The sequence below is a fragment of the Mycetocola tolaasinivorans genome, assembly GCF_003667565.1.
GTDB classification, from domain to species: Bacteria; Actinomycetota; Actinomycetes; order Actinomycetales; family Microbacteriaceae; genus Mycetocola; species Mycetocola tolaasinivorans.
In genome coordinates this window covers 113,468-133,595 of sequence record NZ_RCUX01000006.1, presented here as the reverse complement: position 1 = coordinate 133,595, position 20,128 = coordinate 113,468, and the positions used below count along the sequence as shown (strand labels likewise).

Sequence of the window (20,128 nt, the reverse complement as noted above, 5' to 3'; positions counted from 1 at the left end):
CGTGGGCACCCTGCTCGACGTTTTGTGTGTGGGTTCGGCCACCGCGGATACCATTGCGCGGGCGGCGACCATGCCCGGGCGCGATCAGCGGATTCTCACCGATCCCTTCGTTCATGCCGGAGGGGGCCCGGCGGCAACGGCGGCGGTGGCCCTCGCCCGTCAGGGGATCCGGGTGGGATTTTGCGGTGTCGTCGGGGATGACCCCGTGGGCCATCGGGTGGTCTCGGGGCTCGCTGCCGAGGGCGTCAACGTGGACTGGGTGGAGGTGCGCGCGGGTCATCGCACCTGCGAGAGCCTCATCATCATTCCCGCCGACAGCCCCACCCGAACCATCATCACCACCCCCTCGGCGGTGCCGGATCCCGCCCACATTCCCACCGACGTGTCTGCCTGGATCCACGTGGATCAGACCGGATATGCTCCGGTGCGGGCGGCACTTCTCGCGCGGCCCAGCGCGGCGCACCTCAGCATCGACGCGGGCAATCCCATTCCGGATCTCGATCTCACCGGAGTGAGCCTCTACGCTCCCACCGAGACGGCGCTGCTGGGCAGCTTCCCGGGGAAAATTCCCGAGGCGTTGCAGGCCGCTCATGCCGCGGGAGCAACCCACACCGTCGCGACCGCCGGCGGCGACGGTGCCTACGTCCGAGATGCGGAAGGGGTACACCTCGTTCCCGGTTTCACGGTGGCCATCACCTCCACCATGGGCGCGGGTGACGTCTTCCACGGTGCCCTCCTAGCGGGTCTCGTTGAGGGGCTCCCGCTGAGCGAGGCCACGCGCCGGGCAAACGCGGTCGCCGCCCTCTCCTGCCGCGGACTGGATGGGCGAAGCGCCATTCCCACCCGTGAAGCCACCATCGAGTTCCTCGCCACCACCACGGATTTTCACTCGGCCGCTGCCCTGAGCGCGACCGATTCCACCACCATCGAATTGGAGAATCATGACCGATAACCAGTCCGCGACCCGGACCCTCCTGGAACCCCTGGAGTCCCCGAGCGGCGGGTACACGATGCTCGCCCTGGATCAGCGCGAATCCCTGCGTCGCATGTTCCCTGCCCAGGCGGACGGCACCCCCGTGACCGACGAGACACTGCGTGGGTTCAAGGCGGACGCGATCGAGCTTCTCTCCGCCCACGCCTCCGGGATCCTGCTGGATCGTCCGTTTGCGGTCACCACCGATCGCCCCGAGAACCTGGCGTCAGACCGCGGACTCATCCTGGCCGTCGACGTGCTCGAACAGCCCGCAGGCCGCGCCGTCATCAACACCACCCTCGACTCCGAGGCCACCGTCGACTTCATCCAGCACGTGGGTGCCGTGGCGATCAAGCTCCTGGTGATCTGGCACCCGGGCCGCGGGATCGAGGAGCGCGCCGCGCTGGTTCGCGACTTCGTGGATCTCGCCGAGCGCGCGGGCGTCGCCAGCCTGGTGGAGGGTATCGTGCGGCCGGATGATGATGGCGACTGGCCCAGCCACGCCGAGCGACACGAGGCAATCGTGGCCGCCGCGCGCGAGCTCTCCGCCCTGGGTGGCAGCATCTATAAGGGCGAGGTCCCGGGGTATGTACCGGGCGATGTCTCGGCAGTCAGACAGGAATCTGAGCGTGTGACGGCGGCGGTGGACGGCCCCTGGGTTGTACTGTCGAATGGGGTCGCCCTTGAGGACTTTGCGGATGCGGTCCGCGAGGCCTGCCGCGGTGGGGCACGCGGGTTCCTGGCCGGTCGAGCAATCTGGTCCGATACCGTATCCACCCCCGACCCGCGCGTCGGGCTTCGTGATCGGTCAACACGCCGCCTGCAGGAGTTGACGGACATCGTTGCCGACGCGATTGGGGCCTAGAGTCTTCGCAATAGGAAAGTGAGCAAATCATGTCGCAGATCGAAGAGAACTTCCGCTACACCTCGGCACCCGAACGTCGTGATCGGTTAGTCCAGTTCATCTCCGAACAGGGCTACTGCACGATCGCCGAGCTCTCGCGGGCGTTCGCGGTCTCCGAGATGACGATCCGGCGTGACGTGTTACGCCTGAGCGAGCAGGGCCGGGTTCGCGGCTTCCGCGGCGGTGTGGGATCCCTGACCCGCAGCGACCTCAAGGGCAGTGACTTCCAGTTCCGCGACCTGAAGATGGGCGCGGCCAAGACGGCCATCGCCGAACGTGCACTGCAGATGGTGGAGCAGGACTCGGTCATCGCGATCGATGCCGGGACCACCACGAAGGAAATGGCCGCGCTGCTGCCCACCGACCGCAACCTGCAGGTCGTCACACACTCGTTCCCGGTGATTTCCGCCATGATCGGCAACGCCGGTGCGGAGGTCATCTGCCTCGGCGGCACCCTGCACCCGGAATCACTCTCCTTTGATGGTCCGGCCACCCTGGCCGCCATCTCCAACCTGCAGATCGGCACGCTGTTTCTGGCCGCGAGTGGCCTGAGCGAGCGCGGTGCCTTCTGCGGAAACGGTTTCGACGCGATCACCAAGCGCGCCCTGATCGAGGTTGCCGAGCGCGTTGTGCTGCTCGCCGACTCCTCGAAGTTTGAGATCTCGGCCATGGTCAAGATCTGCGACTGGGGCGAGATCGATCGCATCATCATCGACGACGGCCTCTCGGAGGACTACGCGCGCATGCTCGAGAGCCACGAGATTGACGTCGTCACGGTATCTGCCGGTGTTCCGGCAGCACAGGATTAAGCGCCATGCGCGGAGGAAAACGTGAAACACACTATCGCCGTAATTGCCGGGGACGGCATCGGCACCGAGGTCATGCCCGCAGCGATTAGCTGCCTGGATGAGATCGCCCAGATCCACGATCTGAGCCTGGACTGGAACCACCTCGACTGGGGCTCGGATCACTTCCGCGCCACCGGCCGGATGCTCCCGGTTGACGGCCTGGAAACCCTGAGTACCCACTCGGCCATTTTCCTAGGTGCCGTGGGGGTACCCGATATCCCCGATGTGGAGACACTGTGGGGACTGCTGATCCCGATTCGTCGGGAGTTTGAGCAGTACATCAACCTGCGCCCCGTGCGCACCCTTCCCGGGGTTCCCTCGGTACTGCGCGATGAGCGGCCGATCGACCTCGTGCTGGTCCGCGAGAACAACGAGGGCGAGTACTCGGAGGTGGGTGGCCGTGCCTATCGCGGGCTGCCGCAGGAGGCCGCAATGCAGCAGGCCCTGTTCACCCGCCACGGGGTGAGCCGTGCGGCGCGGTTTGCCGCGGAGCTCGCCACCACCCGCAGCGGCCGGGTCACCTCGGCCACCAAGAGCAACGGCATCATCCACTCGATGCCGTTCTGGGATGAGATTGTGGCCGAGACACTTGCCGAGTACCCGGGCCTGACCCTGCGCAGCGAGCTGATCGATGCGCTCTCCGCCAGCCTCGTCCTGCACCCCTGGGACTACGACGTGATCGTGGCCTCAAACCTGTTTGGGGACATTCTTTCGGACCTGGCCGGTGCCGTGGCGGGCTCCATTGGGCTCTCGCCGAGCGCAAACCTCAACCCCGAGGGAAGGCATCCGTCGATGTTTGAGCCGGTACACGGCTCGGCCCCGGACATTGCGGGGAAGGGCATCGCAAATCCGATTGGTCAGATCTGGAGCGGTGCGATGATGTTGAACCAGCTGGGGGCGCCGCGGGCGGCCGCCCACCTCGAGGCGGCGTTTGAAGCGGCCCTCGCCGCGGGCGTGCGCACCCGCGACCTCGGCGGTACCGCAACCACCGAACAGATGACCGCCGAGGTCATCTCGCAGATTCGCGCCCTGGCAGCTCGCTTTAGCGAGCCCGAGGTCATCAGCGGAGGCACCCGATGAGCGCGCGCCGAGATCAGCTGCTGTTCCTGGACGGCGAGTGGGTCGCCGGGGCATCGTCGCGACCGGTGCTCGATCGTTGGAACGGGACGGAAATCGGTTCCGTCGCGATTGCCGGAGCCGGGCAGGCCGGAGCCGCCGTGGATGCTGCGGCTCGGGCACTCGACACCCCGCTACCGGTGCCCGAGCGCGCGGCAATTCTTGCCCGCACCGCGGCCGGAATCGCCGCCCGCGCGGAGGAGTTTGCCACGCTCATCACCGCCGAAACGGGCAAGCCGATCACGGCGGCCCGCGGCGAGGTGGGACGCGCGGTGGAAACCCTCGGCTGGGCGGCCGAGGAGGCGCGACGCCTTCCCACCGAGACGGTTGCCCTGGATGCCACCGCCGCCGGGGCGGGCACCATGGCCTTCACCCTCGCCGAACCACGCGGCATCGTGGCCGCGATTACGCCGTTCAACTTCCCGCTAAACCTGGTGCTGCACAAGGTGGCACCGGCCCTCGCGGCGGGCTGCGCCGTGGTGCTCAAACCCTCCGATAAGGCGGTGCTGGTTGCCGGTGCCCTGATCGAGGTACTGACCGAGGCGGGACTCCCCGCCGGTCGGGTCAATCTCGTCACCGGCTCGGCGGGAACCATCGTGGATGAGTGGATCGCCGATGATCGGGTGGCCGTGATCACCTTCACCGGATCGAGCAGGGTCGGGTGGGAGCTCAAGGCACGCTCGCCGCGCAAGCTGCACGTCCTGGAGCTCGGTTCCAACACCGCGATGGTGGTGGGGGCGAGCGCCGATGTGCCCCGTGCGGCCGCTGACGCGGTCACCGCGGCGCTGTCGAACTCCGGTCAGGCCTGTGTCTCACTGCAGCGGCTGTACGTCGTCAGGGAGCGCTATGATCAGCTGGTCGCGGAGCTTCAGACCCGCTTCGCGGCGGCACCGGTGGGTGACCCTTACCGAGAGGAGACCCTCGTGGGCCCGATGATCACTCCCGCTGCCACCGACGGCCTACACGAGAGCATTACCCGCGCGGTTACCGAGGGTGCCCGCGTGCTGGTGGGCGGTGAGGTGCGCGCCGGGGTGCTCACTCCGACCCTCCTCGCGGATGCCCCGGACAGCGCGGCCATCGTCTGCGAGGAGGCCTTCGGACCCGTGCTCAGCGTGATTGCCGTCACGGATGTGGCCGAGGGTATCTCCCGGGTCAACGCCTCGGAGTACGGGCTGAACACCGCGCTCTACACGGCGGACCTGGCCGAGGCGATGCACTACGCGCGCACCGCCGAGGCCGGCAGCGTTCTGATCAACATGCCACCCTCGTTCCGCGCCGACCAGATGCCCTATGGCGGGGTCAAGGGCTCGGGCCAGGGCACCGAGGGCGTGAAGTACGCGATCCACGAGCTCGTGCAGCACAAGCTCGTGGTGTTCAAGCCCTAGGGCACACACACGAGCGGGGCGGTGAGGAGATTTCCTCACCGCCCCGCTCGTGTGTGTCTATACGTGCGCGCCTAGTCGCTCTCGCGCTGGGTGAACACCGAGTCGAAGGCTGCCGTGGGCCGCTCCCAGAGCAGCGATCGCACGTGCGCGAGCGCCTCGGGGGCCCCGTGGAGCCGGCTCATCCCGGAGTCCTCCCACTCGATGGAGATCGGGCCGGTGTAGCCGATCGAATCGAGCGCTCGGAAGGCACGCTCAAACGGAACGTCCCCGTGCCCCGCCGAGACAAAGTCCCAGGGGCGGCGCTGATCGCCCCAGGCCAGGTGCGACCCCAGGCGTCCCCCGCGCCCATCCCGGGGTCGGATCACGGTGTCCTTGCAGTCCACGTGGTAGATCCGATCGGCAAAATCGAGGATGAATGTCACCGGGTCCACGTCCTGCCACATCATGTGGCTGGGGTCCCAGTTCAGGCCAAAGGCACCGCGGTGATCAATGGCCTCCAGCGTGCGCTTGGTGGTCCAGTAGTCGTAGGCGATCTCGCTGGGGTGCACCTCAAGGGCAAAGCGCACGCCCTCGCCATCGAAGACGTCCATGATGGGATTCCACCGGTCGGCGAAGTCCTGGTAGCCGTCGTCAATCACCGCGGCCGGCACGGGTGGGTACATCGCCAGGTAGCGCCAGATCTTCGATCCGGTGAAGCCGGTAACGGTATCCACTCCGAGCTTTCGTGCCACCCGGGCGGTGCGCTTCATCTGCTCGCTAGCGCGCGCACGCACGCCGTCGGTGTCCCCGTCACCCCAGGTGCGCGGCCCCACGATGCCCTCGTGTCGGAAGTCCAGCGGATCATCGCAGATCACCTGGCCCTGTGCGTGGTTGGAGAGGGCCCAGACTCCGAGCCCGTAGCGATCCAGAATGTCGCGACGGGAGTTCAGATACTCCTCGTCCTCCAACGCACGGTCCACGTCGAGGTGCTGCGTTTTGCACGCGATCTCAAGCCCGTCGTACCCCCACTCGGACGCGAGACGTGCCACCTCCTCGAAGGGAAGGTCTGCCCACTGGGCGGTAAAAAGGGTCACCGGGTGCGTCATCGCTGCTCCTCGTTCTCGGCCTGCAGAAACTCCAGGGTGTTTCCGAAGGCATCCGCGGTGTGGAATCGGCGGTGCCCCGGGAAACGGTCATCCTCGGTGTAGGCCACACCGTGCGCATCGAGGCGACGCATCAGCTCGTCCAGGTTGTCCACCAGGATGGCCGGATGCCCCACCGTGTGCGGGGTAAAGTCCGGGTCCGGGAGCCCGTGAATCTCGATGCCGTCGGTGCGGAACCAGCACCCGATCGGGCGCATCGTCGCGGGCTTGGGCACCTCTGCCAGACCGAGGATGCCGGAGTAGAAGGCACGCGCCTCGTCCTCCGCCCCCACGGGGTGGGTGAAGGTGGCGTGATGGAGCCGAGCGAAGGTCACACTCATCGGGCCACCGGGGTTGCGTGAACGCGGGCGATGGCCTCGCCGAGCACCCGGGGCATATCGCCCTCGGGGATCGTAAACGAGGTCTCGTCATCGATGGCGAGCGGGGCACCAAACACCACGACACCCGCACCCACGGTGGGGCAGCTCACGGCCTGGTCAATGGAGAGCCCGCCCACGGCCTGAATCGGCACGGTGGTGGCGGCCACGATCCCCGCCAGGTCGGTCAGCGGGGAGAGCCCCAGCTCGGGGTGCATGCTGCGGTGATCGTGCCCGATGTGGTGCAGCACCATGCCGACACCCAGTGCCTCGAGCCGCGCGGCCTCCGCGATCCGATCGGAAGCACCCATATCGTCACCCATGACGAGCAGACCGAAGTCTTCACCGGCCTGGCAAACGCGCTGCACCGTGGCATCGTGGGCACGGCCCATCACGACCACGGCGTCCGCGCCGGCCTCGGCGTACATGGCGGCCTCACCGTAGCCGCCGTCCATGATCTTGAGGTCGGCGATCAGGGGGTGGTTCGGGAACTCTCGGCGCAGCGCACGCACGGCGTCGGTGCCCACGGACATCACGAGTGGGGTGCCGATTTCGAGCCAGTCGGCCCCGGCTTCCACGGCGATGGTGGCCATGCGCAGGGCATCGGGCAGTGTCTTGAGGTCGAGCGAAACCTGAACGATGCCGTGGGTCAGGTCGGTGCGGGCGAGGCCGCGAATGGAGGTGGTCACAGGGGGTCCCTTCGTTGGGTGTGGTGACGGAGCGGATAGCGGGCGGGTGCCCGGGGGTGGCGGAAAGCGCCTAGTCGATGAATTCGAGAGCCTGCCGCGCGGCCTCGTGGGCACGCACGTGGACGGCGGTGGAGCCACCAAACCAGCGATCGCGGGCGTCACGGAGGAAATCGGCCGAGGCACGCATCTCGTCGAGGCCGTTCACCCCGTCCTCGATGCTGATCCAGCCGTCATAGCCGTTGCTCGCGAGCGTCGCAAAGATGCGATCGTAGTTGTTCAGGCCCTCACCGATGACGCCGTGCTTGAGATCGGGCGAGTAGCCAATCGTGCCATCTGCCTGGCGGAGGTCCTCGAGGTTCGCGCCGGGGGCGAGGAAGCGGTCCGATGCCTGCATGGTGACCACGCGGTCAATCACGATCTCGAGGAAGTCGGCGGCGTCTACCCCGGCCACCAGGGCGTTCGAGGGGTCAAACTGAACACCGAAGTTCACGCGGTCCGGGATGCGCTCCACCAGGTCGAGGAAAACATCGGGGCGCTGGGCAAACTCAGGGTACGCCCAGGTGCTCGCCTTGTAGTGGTTCTCGATCGCGAGCACGATGTCGAGCTCGCGGGCGAGGGGCAGCAGCTCGGTGATGGCTTCGGCCGCCCAGTCGATCCCCTGCGCGCGGGAGACTCCGGGGTGGGCCTGCCCGCTCAGGACGCGGCAGGTGGCACCCGCACCACCGATCTCGCGGGTGACGCGCATATAGTCGGCGTGAGCGTCGATCTCTCGGCGGCGCTGATCGGCATCCGGGTGGGTGAAGTCCGGGGAGGCGCACATCATGGGCGCCTCGAATCCGGCGGTGGCAATCGCGTCGCCGAGGCGGCGTACGTGCTCGGGGGCGGTATTGGGAAGAAAGCCGGTGTGGAGCTCCAAACCGTCAACCCCGAGGGTCTGCGCCTCGGTGATCCACTCGTATACGGACTTTGTGCGGGTCTGAACGATTGCGCCCAGGTCGCCTTTGGGGAAAGCTGAGATTCTCACGGGTGTCTCCTCATTGAAATTTCGTGATATTTAGAACACTATCACTCAAAGTTGATCGTTACGCCACAAATAATGGTTAGAATGTTAACGAATTGCCGACTATCGCGGCCCACCGACGGGCCGTTTCAATGACGAAACACGAGCGGAAGGAAACGCCGATGAAGGCGCTGGTTAAATACGCCTGGGAGCAGGATGCGGTGGAGATCCGGGAGCGGCCGGTACCCACTCCCGAGGCCGGGACCGTTCGGGTACGCGTGCACACCGTTGGGGTGTGCGGATCAGACATCCACATGTGGCATAACTCACAGAGCGCCAGCTCGAAGGGCACCCTTCCGGTCACCCTCGGACACGAGTCCGCGGGCATCATCGATGCCATCGGCGCGGGCGTTGAGGGCTGGAACATCGGCGACCGAGTCGTCTGCGAAACCGCCGCGAGCATCTGTGGCGAGTGCGCCCTGTGTCTGAGCGGACGCTACAACCTCTGCCCGCACCGCGAGGGCTATGGCCTCAAGCGTGACGGAGCCATGGCCGAGTACCTGATCGCCGAACCCCGGGTTTTGCACCGCATCCCCGCGGGCGTGAGCTTCACGACCGCCGCCATGACCGAACCCTTCGCGGTGGCCTATAACGCGGTAGTCGAGCGAGCCCGAGTCTCCCCCGGCAATCTCGTGGTCATTCAGGGCGCCGGAGCCATCGGCATCCTCGCACTCCAGGTGGCGATCCTCAGCGGCGCTGCCACCACCGTGATCCTCGGAACCGATGTCGACACTCACCGTCTGCAGATCGCCCGCGAACTCGGTGCCACCCACGTGGTCAATATCTCCCAGGAAAACCCGGCGGAGCTCATCGCCACCCTGCACGACGGCTTTGGTGCCGACCTCGTAGTGGACGCCACCGGCGTGAGCCCCGCCCTACAGCAGAGCATGGAGCTCGTCCGTCCCGGCGGAGCCATCGCCAAGGTCGGATGGGGGCCGCAGCCGCTGGGCTTCACCCTCGACCCGCTCGTCAAGAAGGCCGTCACGCTGTACGGCTGCTACTCCCACACCTGGAGCACATGGGAAAACGTCCTCCGACTGTTCGGGGAGGGAAAGCTGCGCACCGACCTGGTGCTCGGCGGCGTCTACCCGATCGAGGAGTGGACCGAGGCATTCTCCGCCATGCAGCGCGGAGACAACATCAAATCCGTACTCCGTATGCCCTTCGGGCTTGAAAATGAGGAGGTCTCCGCATGAACCACTCCCCCGCTGCTCCGGTTCGCATCGGCGTACTGGGCCTCGGTGCCGTAGCCCAGGCCGTGCATCTGCCGCTGATGTCTAAGCGCCCCGACCTGGTGACCATCGCCGGAATCTGTGATCTCTCCACCGACCTCACGACCCGCATCGGCGAGCGCTTCGGGGTGCCCGCGGAACACCGCTACTCCAGCTATGCGGACATGCTCGCCCACGCCGACCTGGACGCCGTGATGATCCTCTCCCGAGGCTCCCACGCCGAAGCCGTCCTGGAGGCCTTTGATCATCGACTCGCGGTGTTCTGCGAAAAGCCGCTGGCGTTCACGCTCGCCGAGGTGGACGAGATGATCGCGCGCGAACCGGATCTCGGCCACCCCGCCATCCTGCTCGCGTACATGAAGCAGTACGACCCCGCGGTTCTTGAGGCCGCCCGCCTGCTGCGTGACATTGACGATGTGCGCAGCATCGAGGCCATGGTGCTGCATCCCACGGGTGCCTCACAGCTCGCTTTTGCGCACGTACAGGGTTCGGCAACCCCGCTCCCCGACGCGGCGCTGGCCGCCGCGGATGCCGAGGATCGGCGCCTCTGGGCCGCCGCCGTGGGTGACGCGGAGGATGCCGTCTGGCGCTCCTACCGCGGCTCTCTCGTCGCAAGCCTCGCGCACGATCTCTCGATCCTGCGCTCCTTCGGGGCTCCCGCAACCACCATTGATCACGCCGACATCTGGCGTCAGTCTTCCGCCCACGCGGTGCGTGACGTGGGCCGCGACCGCAAGTCCTTCGGGGAGCACCCACCCTCGATCCTGGCGATCGGACCGCTCGCGGGTGGCGGGCGGGTGAGCCTCGGCTGGCAGTACCTGCCAGACTTCCCGGCCTATCGCGAGACCGTCCGGGTGGTGCATGGCCGAGGCAGCATCGAGCTCACCTTCCCCTCTCCGTACCTGATGCACGCGCCCACCGAGCTAACGATCACCGCGCTTGATGGCACCACCGAAAAGCGGGAGGTGCGCCGCGACATCACCGAGGCGTTTGAAACCCAGCTGGAGGCGTTCCACAACATGGTTCGGCACGGAGTGGCACCGCTCTCCGGCCTCGCGGACGGACGCGCGGATATCCTCACCTGCCAGCGCATCGTGGCGGCCTATGCTGAGCGCGTGGGCATTAACGTGGGCGGAGAAGTGGGCGAGCGGATCGCGGAGATTCGCGCATGAGCGGCGCGCCCATCCGGGTCGCGATCATCGGGTACGGCCTCTCCGGCTCGGTGTTTCATGCACCCCTGATCTCGGCCAATGATCGCCTGAGTATCCACACCATCGTGACCGCGAACCCCGAGCGCGCCACGCGCGCCCTCGAACGCTACCCGGCGGCCCGGGTTGTCGCGAGCCCGGAAGACCTGTTTGCGGATCTCTCGGAGATCGACCTGATCGTGCTCGCCTCCCCCACCCCCACGCACGTGCCGCTGGCCCGCCGCGCGCTGGAGGCAGGGGTGGGCGTGGTGGTCGACAAGCCGTTCGCGGTGCGAGCCGAGGAGGGGCGCGAACTCATCGGCATCGCCGCCCGCACCGGCGCACTCCTCACGGTGTTCCAGAACCGTCGCTGGGACGGTGACTTCCTCACCGTGCGCCGACTCATCGAGAGCGGTGCCCTGGGCGAGGTGTACCGCTTCGAATCCCGATTTGAGTGGCGGAGCCGTCGCCCGCGCCCGGAGTGGAAGAGCGGCACCGCGGGCATCGACGGCGGCGGCGTTGGTTACGACCTCGGGACGCACCTCATCGATCAGGCCGTCCAACTGTTTGGGCCGGTTGCCTCGTTTGTGGGCGAGCTGGATACCCGCAATCCGGGCGCGGGCAACGATGATGACACCTTCATCGCACTCACCCACGAGAACGGTGTGCGCTCACACCTCTCGATGAGCAGCCTGGTTGCTCAGCGCGGCTTCCGGTTCCGCGTTCTGGGCACCGAGGGCGGCTTCACGAAGTGGGGGCTCGATCCGCAGGAGTCGCAGCTCGCGCTCGGTCTCACGCCGCGGGACGCCGAGTTCGGGCGGGACGCCGAGTCGGCATACGGACGCCTCGGAACCGATGATGATTTCACGATCATCCCCACCGAGAACGGGCGTTTTGTGGAATTCTATGCCGGCGTCGCCGATGCCTTCCACGGTCTCGGTCCGGTTCCGGTGGATCCGGCCGACTCACTCGTGGGCATTGAGATCCTCGAGGCCCTGCACCGCGGATAGCGATGGGCACACACAAAACCTCCGGGTGCGTCACGCACCCGGAGGTTTTGTTTTTCGCGGCTACAGCGTGCGCGTGTAGGGGTCCCACTCGAGCGGGACCACGGCGCTGTGCGGGGCGGCGCTCTCCACGCTCACCCGGGCACGCGACTCGATCGACTCGGCGGCCGCGGTCATCGTGTCCAGTACGTGATAGGCCAGTGCGCCGGTGATGCGGTGGTCCACCCCGGCACGGATCGCCCGCGCGATATCAAGCACGCCGAGCCCGCGCCCGCCGACCGCGCCCTCGGCGGGGATGACCCGCCACTCGGGGTCTCCCGCGCGGCGCAGCCGGAGGTCACCGTCGAACATGTTGGGGTCGGGGATCGAGAGCGTCCCCTCGGTGCCGGTGATCTCGACGTGCCCCACTCGGCCGTGCGGAGAGTCCCAGCTCAGAACGCTCGTGGCCGAACCCGCACCGGCAAACTCCGAGAGCACGCTGACGTGCGTGGGCACCTGCGCCCGCACGGTCGCGCCGGGGTTCGGCCCGGCCCGCCAGATACGCTCGGGACGCGCGGTGGTGGCCTGCGCGATCACCGAGTCAAACGAGCCAAAGACCTGGCTGAGGGCGGTCAGGTAGTACGGGCCCATATCAAACAGTGGGCCCGCACCGGTCGAGAGCAGCACCTCAAGATTGCGATGGTCATCCTGCGGCCCGGGCACTTCAAAGAGGGTCAGCCCGGTCAGCGGGGTGCCGATCTCGCCGGCCTCGATGAGTCGGCGTGCGGTCTGCATTCCGGCACCGAGCACGGTGTCCGGAGCCCCACCGATGCGCAGGCCCAGGCGCTCGGCCGTCGCCAGGAGTTCGCGACCCGAGGCGCGGTCCAGTGCGAAGGGCTTTTCGGTCCACACGTGCTTGCCGGCGTTCATCGCGGCCAGGGACACCTCGGCGTGTGCCGCCGGAATGGTCAGGTTCACCACGATCTCGACGTCCGGGTGCTCCAGCGCGGCCTCGATTGAGCCCCATCCGGGCACCCCGTACTTCGCGGCCTGCTCGGCGGCCCGCTCGGTGAAGAGATCGGCCACCACGAGCACCTCGACGTCCGGGAACGCGGTGAGGTTGGTCAGGTATTGGTCTGAGATGGTGCCGGCGCCGATGACGGCGACACCCACCCGGCCCGCGCGGCTCATGCGCCGACCTTCGGGGAGAGGAAGGCGAAGCTCTCGGCGATGGCCTCAAAGACGTCCCCGTTGTACTCGTCAAACTCGATCACGCCGGCCTCGATCTGGGGCACGGTGGCAAGGATCTCGGTCAGCGGCATCGACCCGGTACCGGCGGGACGCTGCTCGGCGTTGTTTCGGCTGATTGGGCCGTCCTTGAGGTGCAGGAAACGCACACGGTCGCGGTAGCGTCCCAGGAAGTCGAGGACATCGGTGCCGGAGACCGCCACCCAGTAGGCGTCGATTTCCAGGACCACCTCGGGGGCAAGGTTGGCGATCAGCAGGTCCATCGCGCTCTGCTCACCAAGGGTGGTTTCGAGCTCCCACCAGTGGTTGTGGTACCCCACACGCAGGTTGTGCGCGGCGGCGCGCTCGGCCGCGATGTTGAGGCGACGGGCAATGCTCAGCACGTCCTCCTCGGTGCGCCAGTGCTCCTCGGGAACAAATGTTTCCACCACCGTGTGGGCACCGAGTTCGGCCGCGAGCTCAAAGACCTGCGCGTGATCCACGTCGAGCAGCGGGGAGGTCATGGTGGGGGAAATCAGGCCGTTGCGGCGAATCGCAGGCAGGAGCTCGGGATAGGTGGTGAGCCCCTTATAGGAGGCCTCCACCTGGGTGAGACCGATCTCGGCCACGCGGTCGATGGTGCCCGCGGGGTCGATGTCCATGGCGTTACGCACGCTATAGAGCTGAAGGGAGAGGGAGTGCAGGGTCACGAGGAGCCTTTCTCGGTTAGGAGTGTGGGGGCGCGGCCCTCGCCGTCCTCGGCCCTCGGGACCGGTACTCAGCTTCGAGTACCACCCGGGCCAGAATCTGTGCAGAAACCGACGCTAAATGTGAGTTTAGCAACTATTTCACACACATAACAGGGTGAATTGTGCGTAATTTTTCACCCGTGATTCGGAAATCACACTCCACTGCGGCGGCGCACCGGTGCCGCCGCAGGACCGCGGCTATCCCGCGTAGGGCAGCACCGGCAAACCGGCAATCTCGACCGACGCGGCAAAGACCGAGCCCGCGAGCGGCTCATCGTGCGGCTCCAGGAACTCGCGCGAGGTCGTGATGTAGAGGGTACGGAGGTCTGCACCGCCGAGGGTGCAGGAGGTGATCTTGCTGACCGGCAGCTCGACGATGTTCGTGAGTGTGCCCTCGCGATCGTAGCGACGCACCGCGGAGCCGCCGTAGAGCGCGATCCAGACACCGTCCTCGGAGTCGACGGTGAGGCCGTCCGGGCCACCCACGCCCTCGGGTAGGGTCACGAACGGGCGACGATTAGTGAGTACGCCGTCCGCATAGTCAAAGACGTCGATACGGCGCGTGGGTGAATCCACGTAGAACATGCGGGTGCCATCGGCCGAGAATCCGAGGCCGTTGGAGATCGTGACGCCATCAAACAGCGGGCTGACCGAGCGATCGGCTCCGAAGCGGAACACCTCGGCGGTGCCCACCACGCGCTCATAGGCCATGGTGCCGCAGAAGAGGTCACCCTCGGGGGTGCAGCCGCCCTCATTGAAGCGCTGAGTGGGGCCGGGCCAGACCGGCTCGGAGACCCACTCGCGGCCGGCCTCGGTCCAGAGCGAGAACTCGCGCTCGGTCACGGCCACGAACCCGCCACCCACGCGCGGGCGGATCATCGCGGCGACCGGGGATCCGGTGGCCAGACGCTCGACCCGACCGGTACGCGCATCGAGGCTCAGGATGTCTCCGGCCAGCATATCCACCCAGCGCAGCCCGCCCCAGCTCTCGGACCACACCGCGCCCTCGCCGTGGTACGCGACCGGATCGGTAACCTGCTCGGCCTGCTGAATCTGCGTCATCGGAGAACCGCCTTTGGGAGTGAGGGCGCCGGCCAGGGATGCCCACGCGATGCTCCGATTCTACTCGGCAGCACTCCCCGGCCGGCGCGTAACCTAACCCTCCGTGCGATGAATCCCCAGATCCACACGACCCGGAATGAACTCGTCGCGGAGGACGCGCACTAACCCTCCGTGCGATGAATCCCCAGATCCACACGACCCGGAATGAACTCGTCGCGGAGGACGCGGGCGGGGCGATAGTCGCCACTCTCTCGGGTGCGGTACGGGGTCGGGGTTTCGTCATACACGCCTTTCAGGCGCGCGTTGAGGCGCTCGATTTCCTCGGTCGCGCGCTCCGGGGTCATGTCGTCCGCCTGCTCGATGAGGTGCAGCGGAAGCGATGACATTCCGGTGTAGAACAGCACACCGTGGGTGAGGCCGAAGAGCAGCGAGTCGAGGTCGCCGGAGATTCCGCGCGGTCCGAGGGCGGTGGCGTGCTCCCCCGCGGTGACCACGATCAGGGCGCGCTTGCCCACCAGGAGGCCGTCGCCGTAGCGACGGGTGCGGCCGGTTTCGGGGTCGATAATGTCGAACGCGAAGCCGGAGGCGAACACCCGGTCAATCCAGCCCTTGAGGATAGCGGGTACCGCGTACCACCACAGCGGGAACTGGATCACGACCAGATCGGCTTCCAGCATCTTCTGCTGTTCGGCACGCACGTCGTCCAGGAGCTGGTCGGTCTCGAACGCGGTGGCCCAGCGCTCGAGGAAGGTGCCCTCGGCGTCCGCGGCTCCGCCGAAGTCGGCGCTGGTGAGCAGCGGGTTGAAGCCCATCGCGTAGAGATCGCTGGTGACCACCGTGTGGGTCTTTTCGAGTTCGGCGCGGCCGGCGTCGAAGATATCGCGGTTAAAGGACTTCGCCTCCGGGTGGGCGTAAATCCAGAGGGCTTGTGGCTGAGATTTTGTCATGAGACGATTCCAGCAGGTAACTTCTGCTTTGGGAAGTATGCACTTTTCTGTCCAGTACTAACCGTAAGGATAGTGTCAATGCGCGATTCAACCGTTCAGGCCCTCGAAGTGTGCTCGATCGAGGTCACCGTGAGCCTCATCGGTGGCTGCTGGAAACTCACCATCATCCAGAAACTCCTCGAGGGCACGCTGCGCTTCGGCGAGCTGCGACGCGAGGTCGGCTATGTGACCGATCGGGTACTCACCCGGCAGCTGCGCGAGCTCGAAGCCGACGGCCTCGTACACCGCGAGGTCTTCCCACAGGTGCCGCCGAAGGTCGAGTACTCCCTCACGCCGCTCGGCGAATCCCTGCGCGACATGGTCGCGATGATGGACGCCTGGGGGCAGCGCTGGGCCGCCGAGCAGGGCGTGGAGCCGGCGCCCAGCGTGCTGGCCTCCTAGAAGCTAGCGATTTCTCTGCGTCCCGGTCGAGACACGACTCCCTAACGTCATTACCCCGGCGCGCCGACACTCCTGTGTGCCTCGTCCGGGGTTTACATCAGCAACGGTAGCACCGGTATCGGAATACTCGATGAGGTTTTCGGCCAGACGGACAGCCGCGGACACGTCGAAGCGGCGGGTGCTCCTGCACCCGCCGCTTCGCGATTCGTTTCAGAAGACGCGACTACCGGCCGAGCTCCGCGGTGCGCGGCGGGTTGGCACCGGCACGGGAGACGGTGATTGCAGCCGCGGTCAGGGCGTCCTGGGCGAGGAGCGCGAGGGTGTCCGAGGTCAGGCGGTGGGCACGCACAGCATCGGCCGCGTCGAGGCGCAGGATCGCGGCGAGCAGGGCCGCCATGAACGAGTCGCCGGCGCCGATGGTGTCCACCACGCTGACGCGCGGGGCATCAAAGGAGGTGTGCTCCCCGTTCGCGAAGAACAGGCAGCCCTCGCCGCCGCGGGTCATCGCGGTGAGGCCCGCACCGAAGGACGCGAGGTGCGCGAGCACGCCCTCCTGCGAGAGTTCCGGGTACAGCCACTCGGCGTCCTCATCGCTGAGCTTAATGACGTCTGCGATGGCCGCGATGGCCTCGGTCCGGGCGCGGACGGCGTCACGGTCCGGGGTGATCATCGGCCGGGCGTTCGGGTCAAAACTAATCAGCGCGTGCTCACGCGCGGCGGTCAGCATGCGCTCGATCACGTCCGCGCCCGGGGCGAGGAACGCGGCGATCGAGCCGGTGTGCACGAGCTCGGTTTCGGTGGGAATCGCGACCTCAGCGAGCTCCCCGGTAATCTCAAACGTGTACGTGGCCGCACCGGTCTCGTCCAGGGTTGCGAGCGCCGTGGCGGTCGGGGCCTCGGTCTGCGACTGCGCGGTCAGCGCGACATCGCTCTCGGCGAGGTGCGCGGTGATCGCCGCGCCCCGGTCATCCCGCCCAAAACGCGTGTGCAGGGTGGCCGGAATGTCCAGTCGGGACAGCCCGATCGCGACGTTCAGCGGGCTTCCGCCCGGGTGCTCGGCGGTGCCGTTCGGACCGGACACAATGTCGGTCAGGGCTTCGCCAATAACGAAGGCGCGGGTGGTGCTCATTCGGTTTCTCCTTTGATAACCAGAGTGATCAGAATATCGGTGGTGCTCACGCCCGGGTGCCCGCGAGGGCATCCAGAACCGCGCCCACACCGTCACGCCGCAGGGCCGCGAGGGTGTCGAGATACGGGGCGACAAAGGCCTCCTGGCTCGCGAGATCACCAAACACCGGCGCATAGCCGATGATGGCCAGCGGCTCGGCCTCCAGGCGTGCGGCCAGGGCGGTGAGGTCGTGCTCGATCTCGGTCTGTGCGGGCTGTGCGTGGCCGTCGCGCTCGAGCTGGAAGACCCAGCTCGCAACCAGCGCGGCACCGAAGGTGACGTCGCGGCCGGCGGCCAGGTTGTCCTCAATGGTGGGCAGCACGAACGTCGGGATGCGGCTGCCGGCATCGGTGGCCAGGCGGTTCAGGGTATCCGCGATCGCCGGGTTGGTGAAGCGTTCGAACAGGGTGTTGACGTAGTCGTCCAGGTCGATGCCGGGCACCGGATCGAGGGTCGGGCGCGACTCGGCGAGGAACCCGTGCAGGAACGCGACGATGCGCGGATCCGTGGTGGCCTCGTGTGCGAACGTGTGGCCACTCAGCAGGCCAAAGTAGGCCATGCCCTGGTGGCTCGCGTTCAGCAGGCGCAGCTTCATCTTCTCGTACGGTGCCACATCAGACACCAGCTGCACCCCGACCTTCTCCAGTGCGGGGCGACCGGCGGTGAAGTGATCCTCCAGGACCCACTGTACGAAGGGTTCGGCCACAACCGGCCAGGCATCCTCGATGCCGAAGGAATCGCGCACCAGGGCGCGGTCGGCGTCGGTCGTCACGGGGGTGATGCGGTCCACCATGGAGCTGGGGAACGCCACGTTTTCGGCGATCCACTCTGCCAGCTCGGCGTCGTGACGGCGGGCAGCCTCGATGATCACCCGGCGCGCAACCTCACCGTTGCCGGGCAGGTTGTCGCAGCTCATCACGGTGAAGGGCACGGTGCCGGCTGCGCGGCGACGGGCCAGGCCGGTGACGATCAGGTCGAAGACGCCCAGCGGATTCTCGGTGCCCTCCTCGGGCAGGCGGTAGCCGCCCTCGGTCACGGTCAGCGAGACGATGCGGGTGGTCTCGGCGGTCAGCTCGGACAGCACGGCCTCACGGTCATCCGGGGCGAAGCGGTAGTCGTGGATCGAGCCGATCACGCGGGCGTCGAGCTCGCCGGTGCCGGACTTCAGCACGAGAGTGTAGAGCGAGTCCTGGGCGGCGAGCACATCACGCATGCGGGCATCGCCGGGCATGACACCCACGCCACAGATGCCCCACTCGTTACCCTCGCCGAGGGTGAGCAGGCGATCCAGGAACATGGCCTGGTGCGCGCGATGGAAGTTACCGAGACCAAAGTGCACGATACCGGTGCGGACACCCGCGCGGTCATACGTGGGCAGGGCGGCCGATGCCGGACCGGTCGCGGTCACCGCGGGGGCCTCATTCGGCGTGGCACCCGCCGCCGCGTGGGCGTGCACGAGGGTGGCGATGGGAACGGCGATCGGCTGTGTGGTCATGGTCTGCTCCTTTGAGGACGGCTCGGGGCGTAAACACCCGTTCCCCCAGCGTGCCACGCTCCGCCACCCCGGATACCCCACGAAGCGGTCGCGTTTTTGACCGATGTGTGTGGCACCTCGGCCACGTATTATCGGGCTCTCGACGGCAAAGCGTCGAACCAGATGACCGGTTGATTCGCAACGATGACCGTTTCCCGAGCCGCCCGGATGGTCGGTCGGCGGCGTGCCCGTGCGGGCGAGCGCTAGACCCGCACGATGCGGGCACCGCGCTCCGCGTACTCGCGCGCAATCGACGCCGAGAGCGCCTGACCGGTGATCATCGTCTCAAAATCTGAGACCTTCGCGAAGCGCACAAAACTGGTGCGTCCAAACTTGTTGTGGTCGCCCACGAAGAGCCGACGGGCACTGACCTTCACCGCGGTCTCCTTGACCGCGGCGACCGCCGGATCCGGGGTGGTCAGCAGGCCGTCCACCGAGACGCCGTTTGCCCCGAGGATCGCGAGATCCGGCACAAAGCCCTCGAGTGCGCGCGTGGCCCAGAAGTCCACCGCCCCGAGGGTTGCCGGGCGGATGCGCCCACCCAGCATGATGACCTCGATCTGCGGGCGGTTTGCGAGCCGCAGCACCGCGGGGATGGAGGCGGTAATCACCGTGAGCGGGCGATCATCGGGGAGGGATTCGGCCACCAGAGCGGGCAGGAAACCCTCGTCGAGAAACAGCGTGCGGGCCTGAGCGAGCCGGCCGGCCGCGGCCTGGGCGATCCGGACCTTTTCGGCCGTGTGGTTGGTCTCGCGGAACGCAATCGGGGTTTCCACCGCACCGCTCTCAACCATGCGGATGACGCCATAGCGGCGCTCCACCCGGCGCTCACGCTCAAGCTCCCGGAGGTCGCGTCGGATGGTCTCGGGAGAAACCGCGAAGCTCTCAGGAAGCTCGGCCACCGCGAGGCTGCCGCGCTCGCGCAGGAGCGTCACGATCGCGTCGCGGCGCTCGCGTGCACCCTGCTGGTTGCGTGCCACATCCGCCATGGGGCCCTCTGTTCCTGCCGAATCCCGTGCCGCCTGGGAACCCACGCGGTGCACTCAGCCTACCTTTTGTGGCCGGGGAGGCCGGGGAGGCCGGTAACGCTTTACCCCGGAAACACCCGTGGGTGCCTCCGGG

At 67.1% G+C, this 20,128-nt stretch carries 20 protein-coding genes; 9 read left to right on the top strand and 11 right to left on the bottom strand.

Going from position 1 to position 20,128, the window contains the following annotated elements:
• The first annotated feature begins 1 nt into the window (after position 1).
• From D9V32_RS08995 to D9V32_RS08975, 5 genes are read left to right on the top strand one after another with little or no spacing between them, the layout of a single operon-like run.
• Positions 2–952, top strand: a complete 951-nt coding sequence (locus tag D9V32_RS08995; RefSeq protein ID WP_245982202.1) for a carbohydrate kinase family protein — start codon at positions 2–4, stop codon at positions 950–952.
• A complete protein-coding gene (locus tag D9V32_RS08990; protein WP_121648572.1) occupies positions 942–1,838 on the top strand; it encodes an aldolase in 897 nt (298 codons plus the stop codon). The genes D9V32_RS08995 and D9V32_RS08990 overlap by 11 nt, the downstream gene beginning before the upstream one ends.
• Positions 1,839–1,867: 29 nt before the next feature.
• The gene (locus tag D9V32_RS08985; protein WP_121648571.1) at positions 1,868–2,686 is read left to right on the top strand and encodes a DeoR/GlpR family DNA-binding transcription regulator; all 819 of its coding nucleotides are present in this window, start codon (positions 1,868–1,870) and stop codon (positions 2,684–2,686) included.
• 21 nt (positions 2,687–2,707) lie between these two features.
• Positions 2,708–3,805, top strand: a complete 1,098-nt coding sequence (locus D9V32_RS08980) for a tartrate dehydrogenase (protein ID WP_121648570.1) — start codon at positions 2,708–2,710, stop codon at positions 3,803–3,805.
• A complete protein-coding gene (locus D9V32_RS08975) occupies positions 3,802–5,226 on the top strand; it encodes an aldehyde dehydrogenase family protein (RefSeq protein ID WP_121648569.1) in 1,425 nt (474 codons plus the stop codon). Before D9V32_RS08980 ends, D9V32_RS08975 begins: the two co-directional genes overlap by 4 nt.
• Before the next feature lie 71 nt (positions 5,227–5,297).
• On the opposite strand, the gene D9V32_RS08970 is transcribed toward D9V32_RS08975, so the two are convergent.
• The 4 genes from D9V32_RS08970 to D9V32_RS08955 form a co-directional block, all read right to left on the bottom strand.
• Positions 5,298–6,311 (bottom strand): sugar phosphate isomerase/epimerase family protein, encoded by a 1,014-nt coding sequence (locus D9V32_RS08970; protein ID WP_121648568.1) that lies wholly within the window; start codon positions 6,309–6,311, stop codon positions 5,298–5,300.
• On the bottom strand, positions 6,308–6,688 hold the full coding sequence (locus tag D9V32_RS08965; protein ID WP_121648567.1) for a VOC family protein: 381 nt from the start codon (positions 6,686–6,688) through the stop codon (positions 6,308–6,310). The genes D9V32_RS08970 and D9V32_RS08965 overlap by 4 nt, the downstream gene beginning before the upstream one ends.
• Entirely contained in the window at positions 6,685–7,413 is a 729-nt protein-coding gene (locus D9V32_RS08960) for an orotidine 5'-phosphate decarboxylase / HUMPS family protein (protein ID WP_220700681.1), read from the bottom strand. The genes D9V32_RS08965 and D9V32_RS08960 overlap by 4 nt, the downstream gene beginning before the upstream one ends.
• Positions 7,414–7,483: 70 nt before the next feature.
• On the bottom strand, positions 7,484–8,437 hold the full coding sequence (locus D9V32_RS08955) for a sugar phosphate isomerase/epimerase family protein (protein ID WP_220700680.1): 954 nt from the start codon (positions 8,435–8,437) through the stop codon (positions 7,484–7,486).
• Positions 8,438–8,595: 158 nt separating this feature from the next.
• Here D9V32_RS08955 and D9V32_RS08950 point away from each other — a divergent pair, with 158 nt between their 5' ends.
• Genes D9V32_RS08950 through D9V32_RS08940 form a run of 3 tightly spaced genes read left to right on the top strand, consistent with a single transcriptional unit; the run spans position 8,596 to position 11,902 of the window.
• A complete protein-coding gene (locus D9V32_RS08950; protein ID WP_183086252.1) occupies positions 8,596–9,669 on the top strand; it encodes a zinc-binding dehydrogenase in 1,074 nt (357 codons plus the stop codon).
• Positions 9,666–10,877: a Gfo/Idh/MocA family protein gene (locus D9V32_RS08945; protein ID WP_121648564.1), complete on the top strand. Its 1,212-nt coding sequence runs from the start codon at positions 9,666–9,668 to the stop codon at positions 10,875–10,877. The genes D9V32_RS08950 and D9V32_RS08945 overlap by 4 nt, the downstream gene beginning before the upstream one ends.
• Complete coding sequence (locus D9V32_RS08940; RefSeq protein ID WP_121648563.1) at positions 10,874–11,902, top strand: Gfo/Idh/MocA family protein; 1,029 nt, start codon at positions 10,874–10,876, stop codon at positions 11,900–11,902. The genes D9V32_RS08945 and D9V32_RS08940 overlap by 4 nt, the downstream gene beginning before the upstream one ends.
• Positions 11,903–11,962: 60 nt before the next feature.
• On the opposite strand, the gene D9V32_RS08935 is transcribed toward D9V32_RS08940, so the two are convergent.
• The 4 genes from D9V32_RS08935 to D9V32_RS08920 form a co-directional block, all read right to left on the bottom strand.
• Positions 11,963–13,069 (bottom strand): Gfo/Idh/MocA family protein, encoded by a 1,107-nt coding sequence (locus tag D9V32_RS08935; RefSeq protein ID WP_121648562.1) that lies wholly within the window; start codon positions 13,067–13,069, stop codon positions 11,963–11,965.
• A complete protein-coding gene (locus D9V32_RS08930) occupies positions 13,066–13,815 on the bottom strand; it encodes a sugar phosphate isomerase/epimerase family protein (RefSeq protein WP_121648561.1) in 750 nt (249 codons plus the stop codon). Before D9V32_RS08930 ends, D9V32_RS08935 begins: the two co-directional genes overlap by 4 nt.
• Positions 13,816–14,052: 237 nt before the next feature.
• Positions 14,053–14,916 carry an SMP-30/gluconolactonase/LRE family protein gene (locus tag D9V32_RS08925; protein ID WP_121648560.1) on the bottom strand — a complete coding sequence of 288 codons (864 nt, stop codon included), beginning with the start codon at positions 14,914–14,916 and terminating at the stop codon, positions 14,053–14,055.
• 161 nt (positions 14,917–15,077) lie between these two features.
• Positions 15,078–15,863, bottom strand: coding sequence for an NAD(P)H-dependent oxidoreductase (locus D9V32_RS08920; protein ID WP_121648559.1), 786 nt, complete (start codon positions 15,861–15,863; stop codon positions 15,078–15,080).
• Between the two features lie 78 nt (positions 15,864–15,941).
• On the opposite strand from D9V32_RS08920, the gene D9V32_RS08915 reads away from it, so the two are divergent.
• Positions 15,942–16,304: a winged helix-turn-helix transcriptional regulator gene (locus tag D9V32_RS08915; RefSeq protein WP_121648558.1), complete on the top strand. Its 363-nt coding sequence runs from the start codon at positions 15,942–15,944 to the stop codon at positions 16,302–16,304.
• A 223-nt stretch (positions 16,305–16,527) separates the two neighbouring features.
• Here D9V32_RS08915 and D9V32_RS08910 read toward each other — a convergent pair whose 3' ends face one another.
• The 3 genes from D9V32_RS08910 to D9V32_RS08900 all read right to left on the bottom strand — a co-directional run bounded on the left by D9V32_RS08910 (position 16,528) and on the right by D9V32_RS08900 (position 19,995).
• Positions 16,528–17,433: a carbohydrate kinase family protein gene (locus tag D9V32_RS08910; protein WP_183086251.1), complete on the bottom strand. Its 906-nt coding sequence runs from the start codon at positions 17,431–17,433 to the stop codon at positions 16,528–16,530.
• Between the two features lie 46 nt (positions 17,434–17,479).
• Positions 17,480–18,967 (bottom strand): mannitol dehydrogenase family protein, encoded by a 1,488-nt coding sequence (locus D9V32_RS08905; protein ID WP_121648556.1) that lies wholly within the window; start codon positions 18,965–18,967, stop codon positions 17,480–17,482.
• A gap of 242 nt (positions 18,968–19,209) precedes the next feature.
• Positions 19,210–19,995, bottom strand: a complete 786-nt coding sequence (locus tag D9V32_RS08900; protein WP_121648555.1) for a DeoR/GlpR family DNA-binding transcription regulator — start codon at positions 19,993–19,995, stop codon at positions 19,210–19,212.
• Between the last annotated feature and the right edge of the window lie 133 nt (positions 19,996–20,128).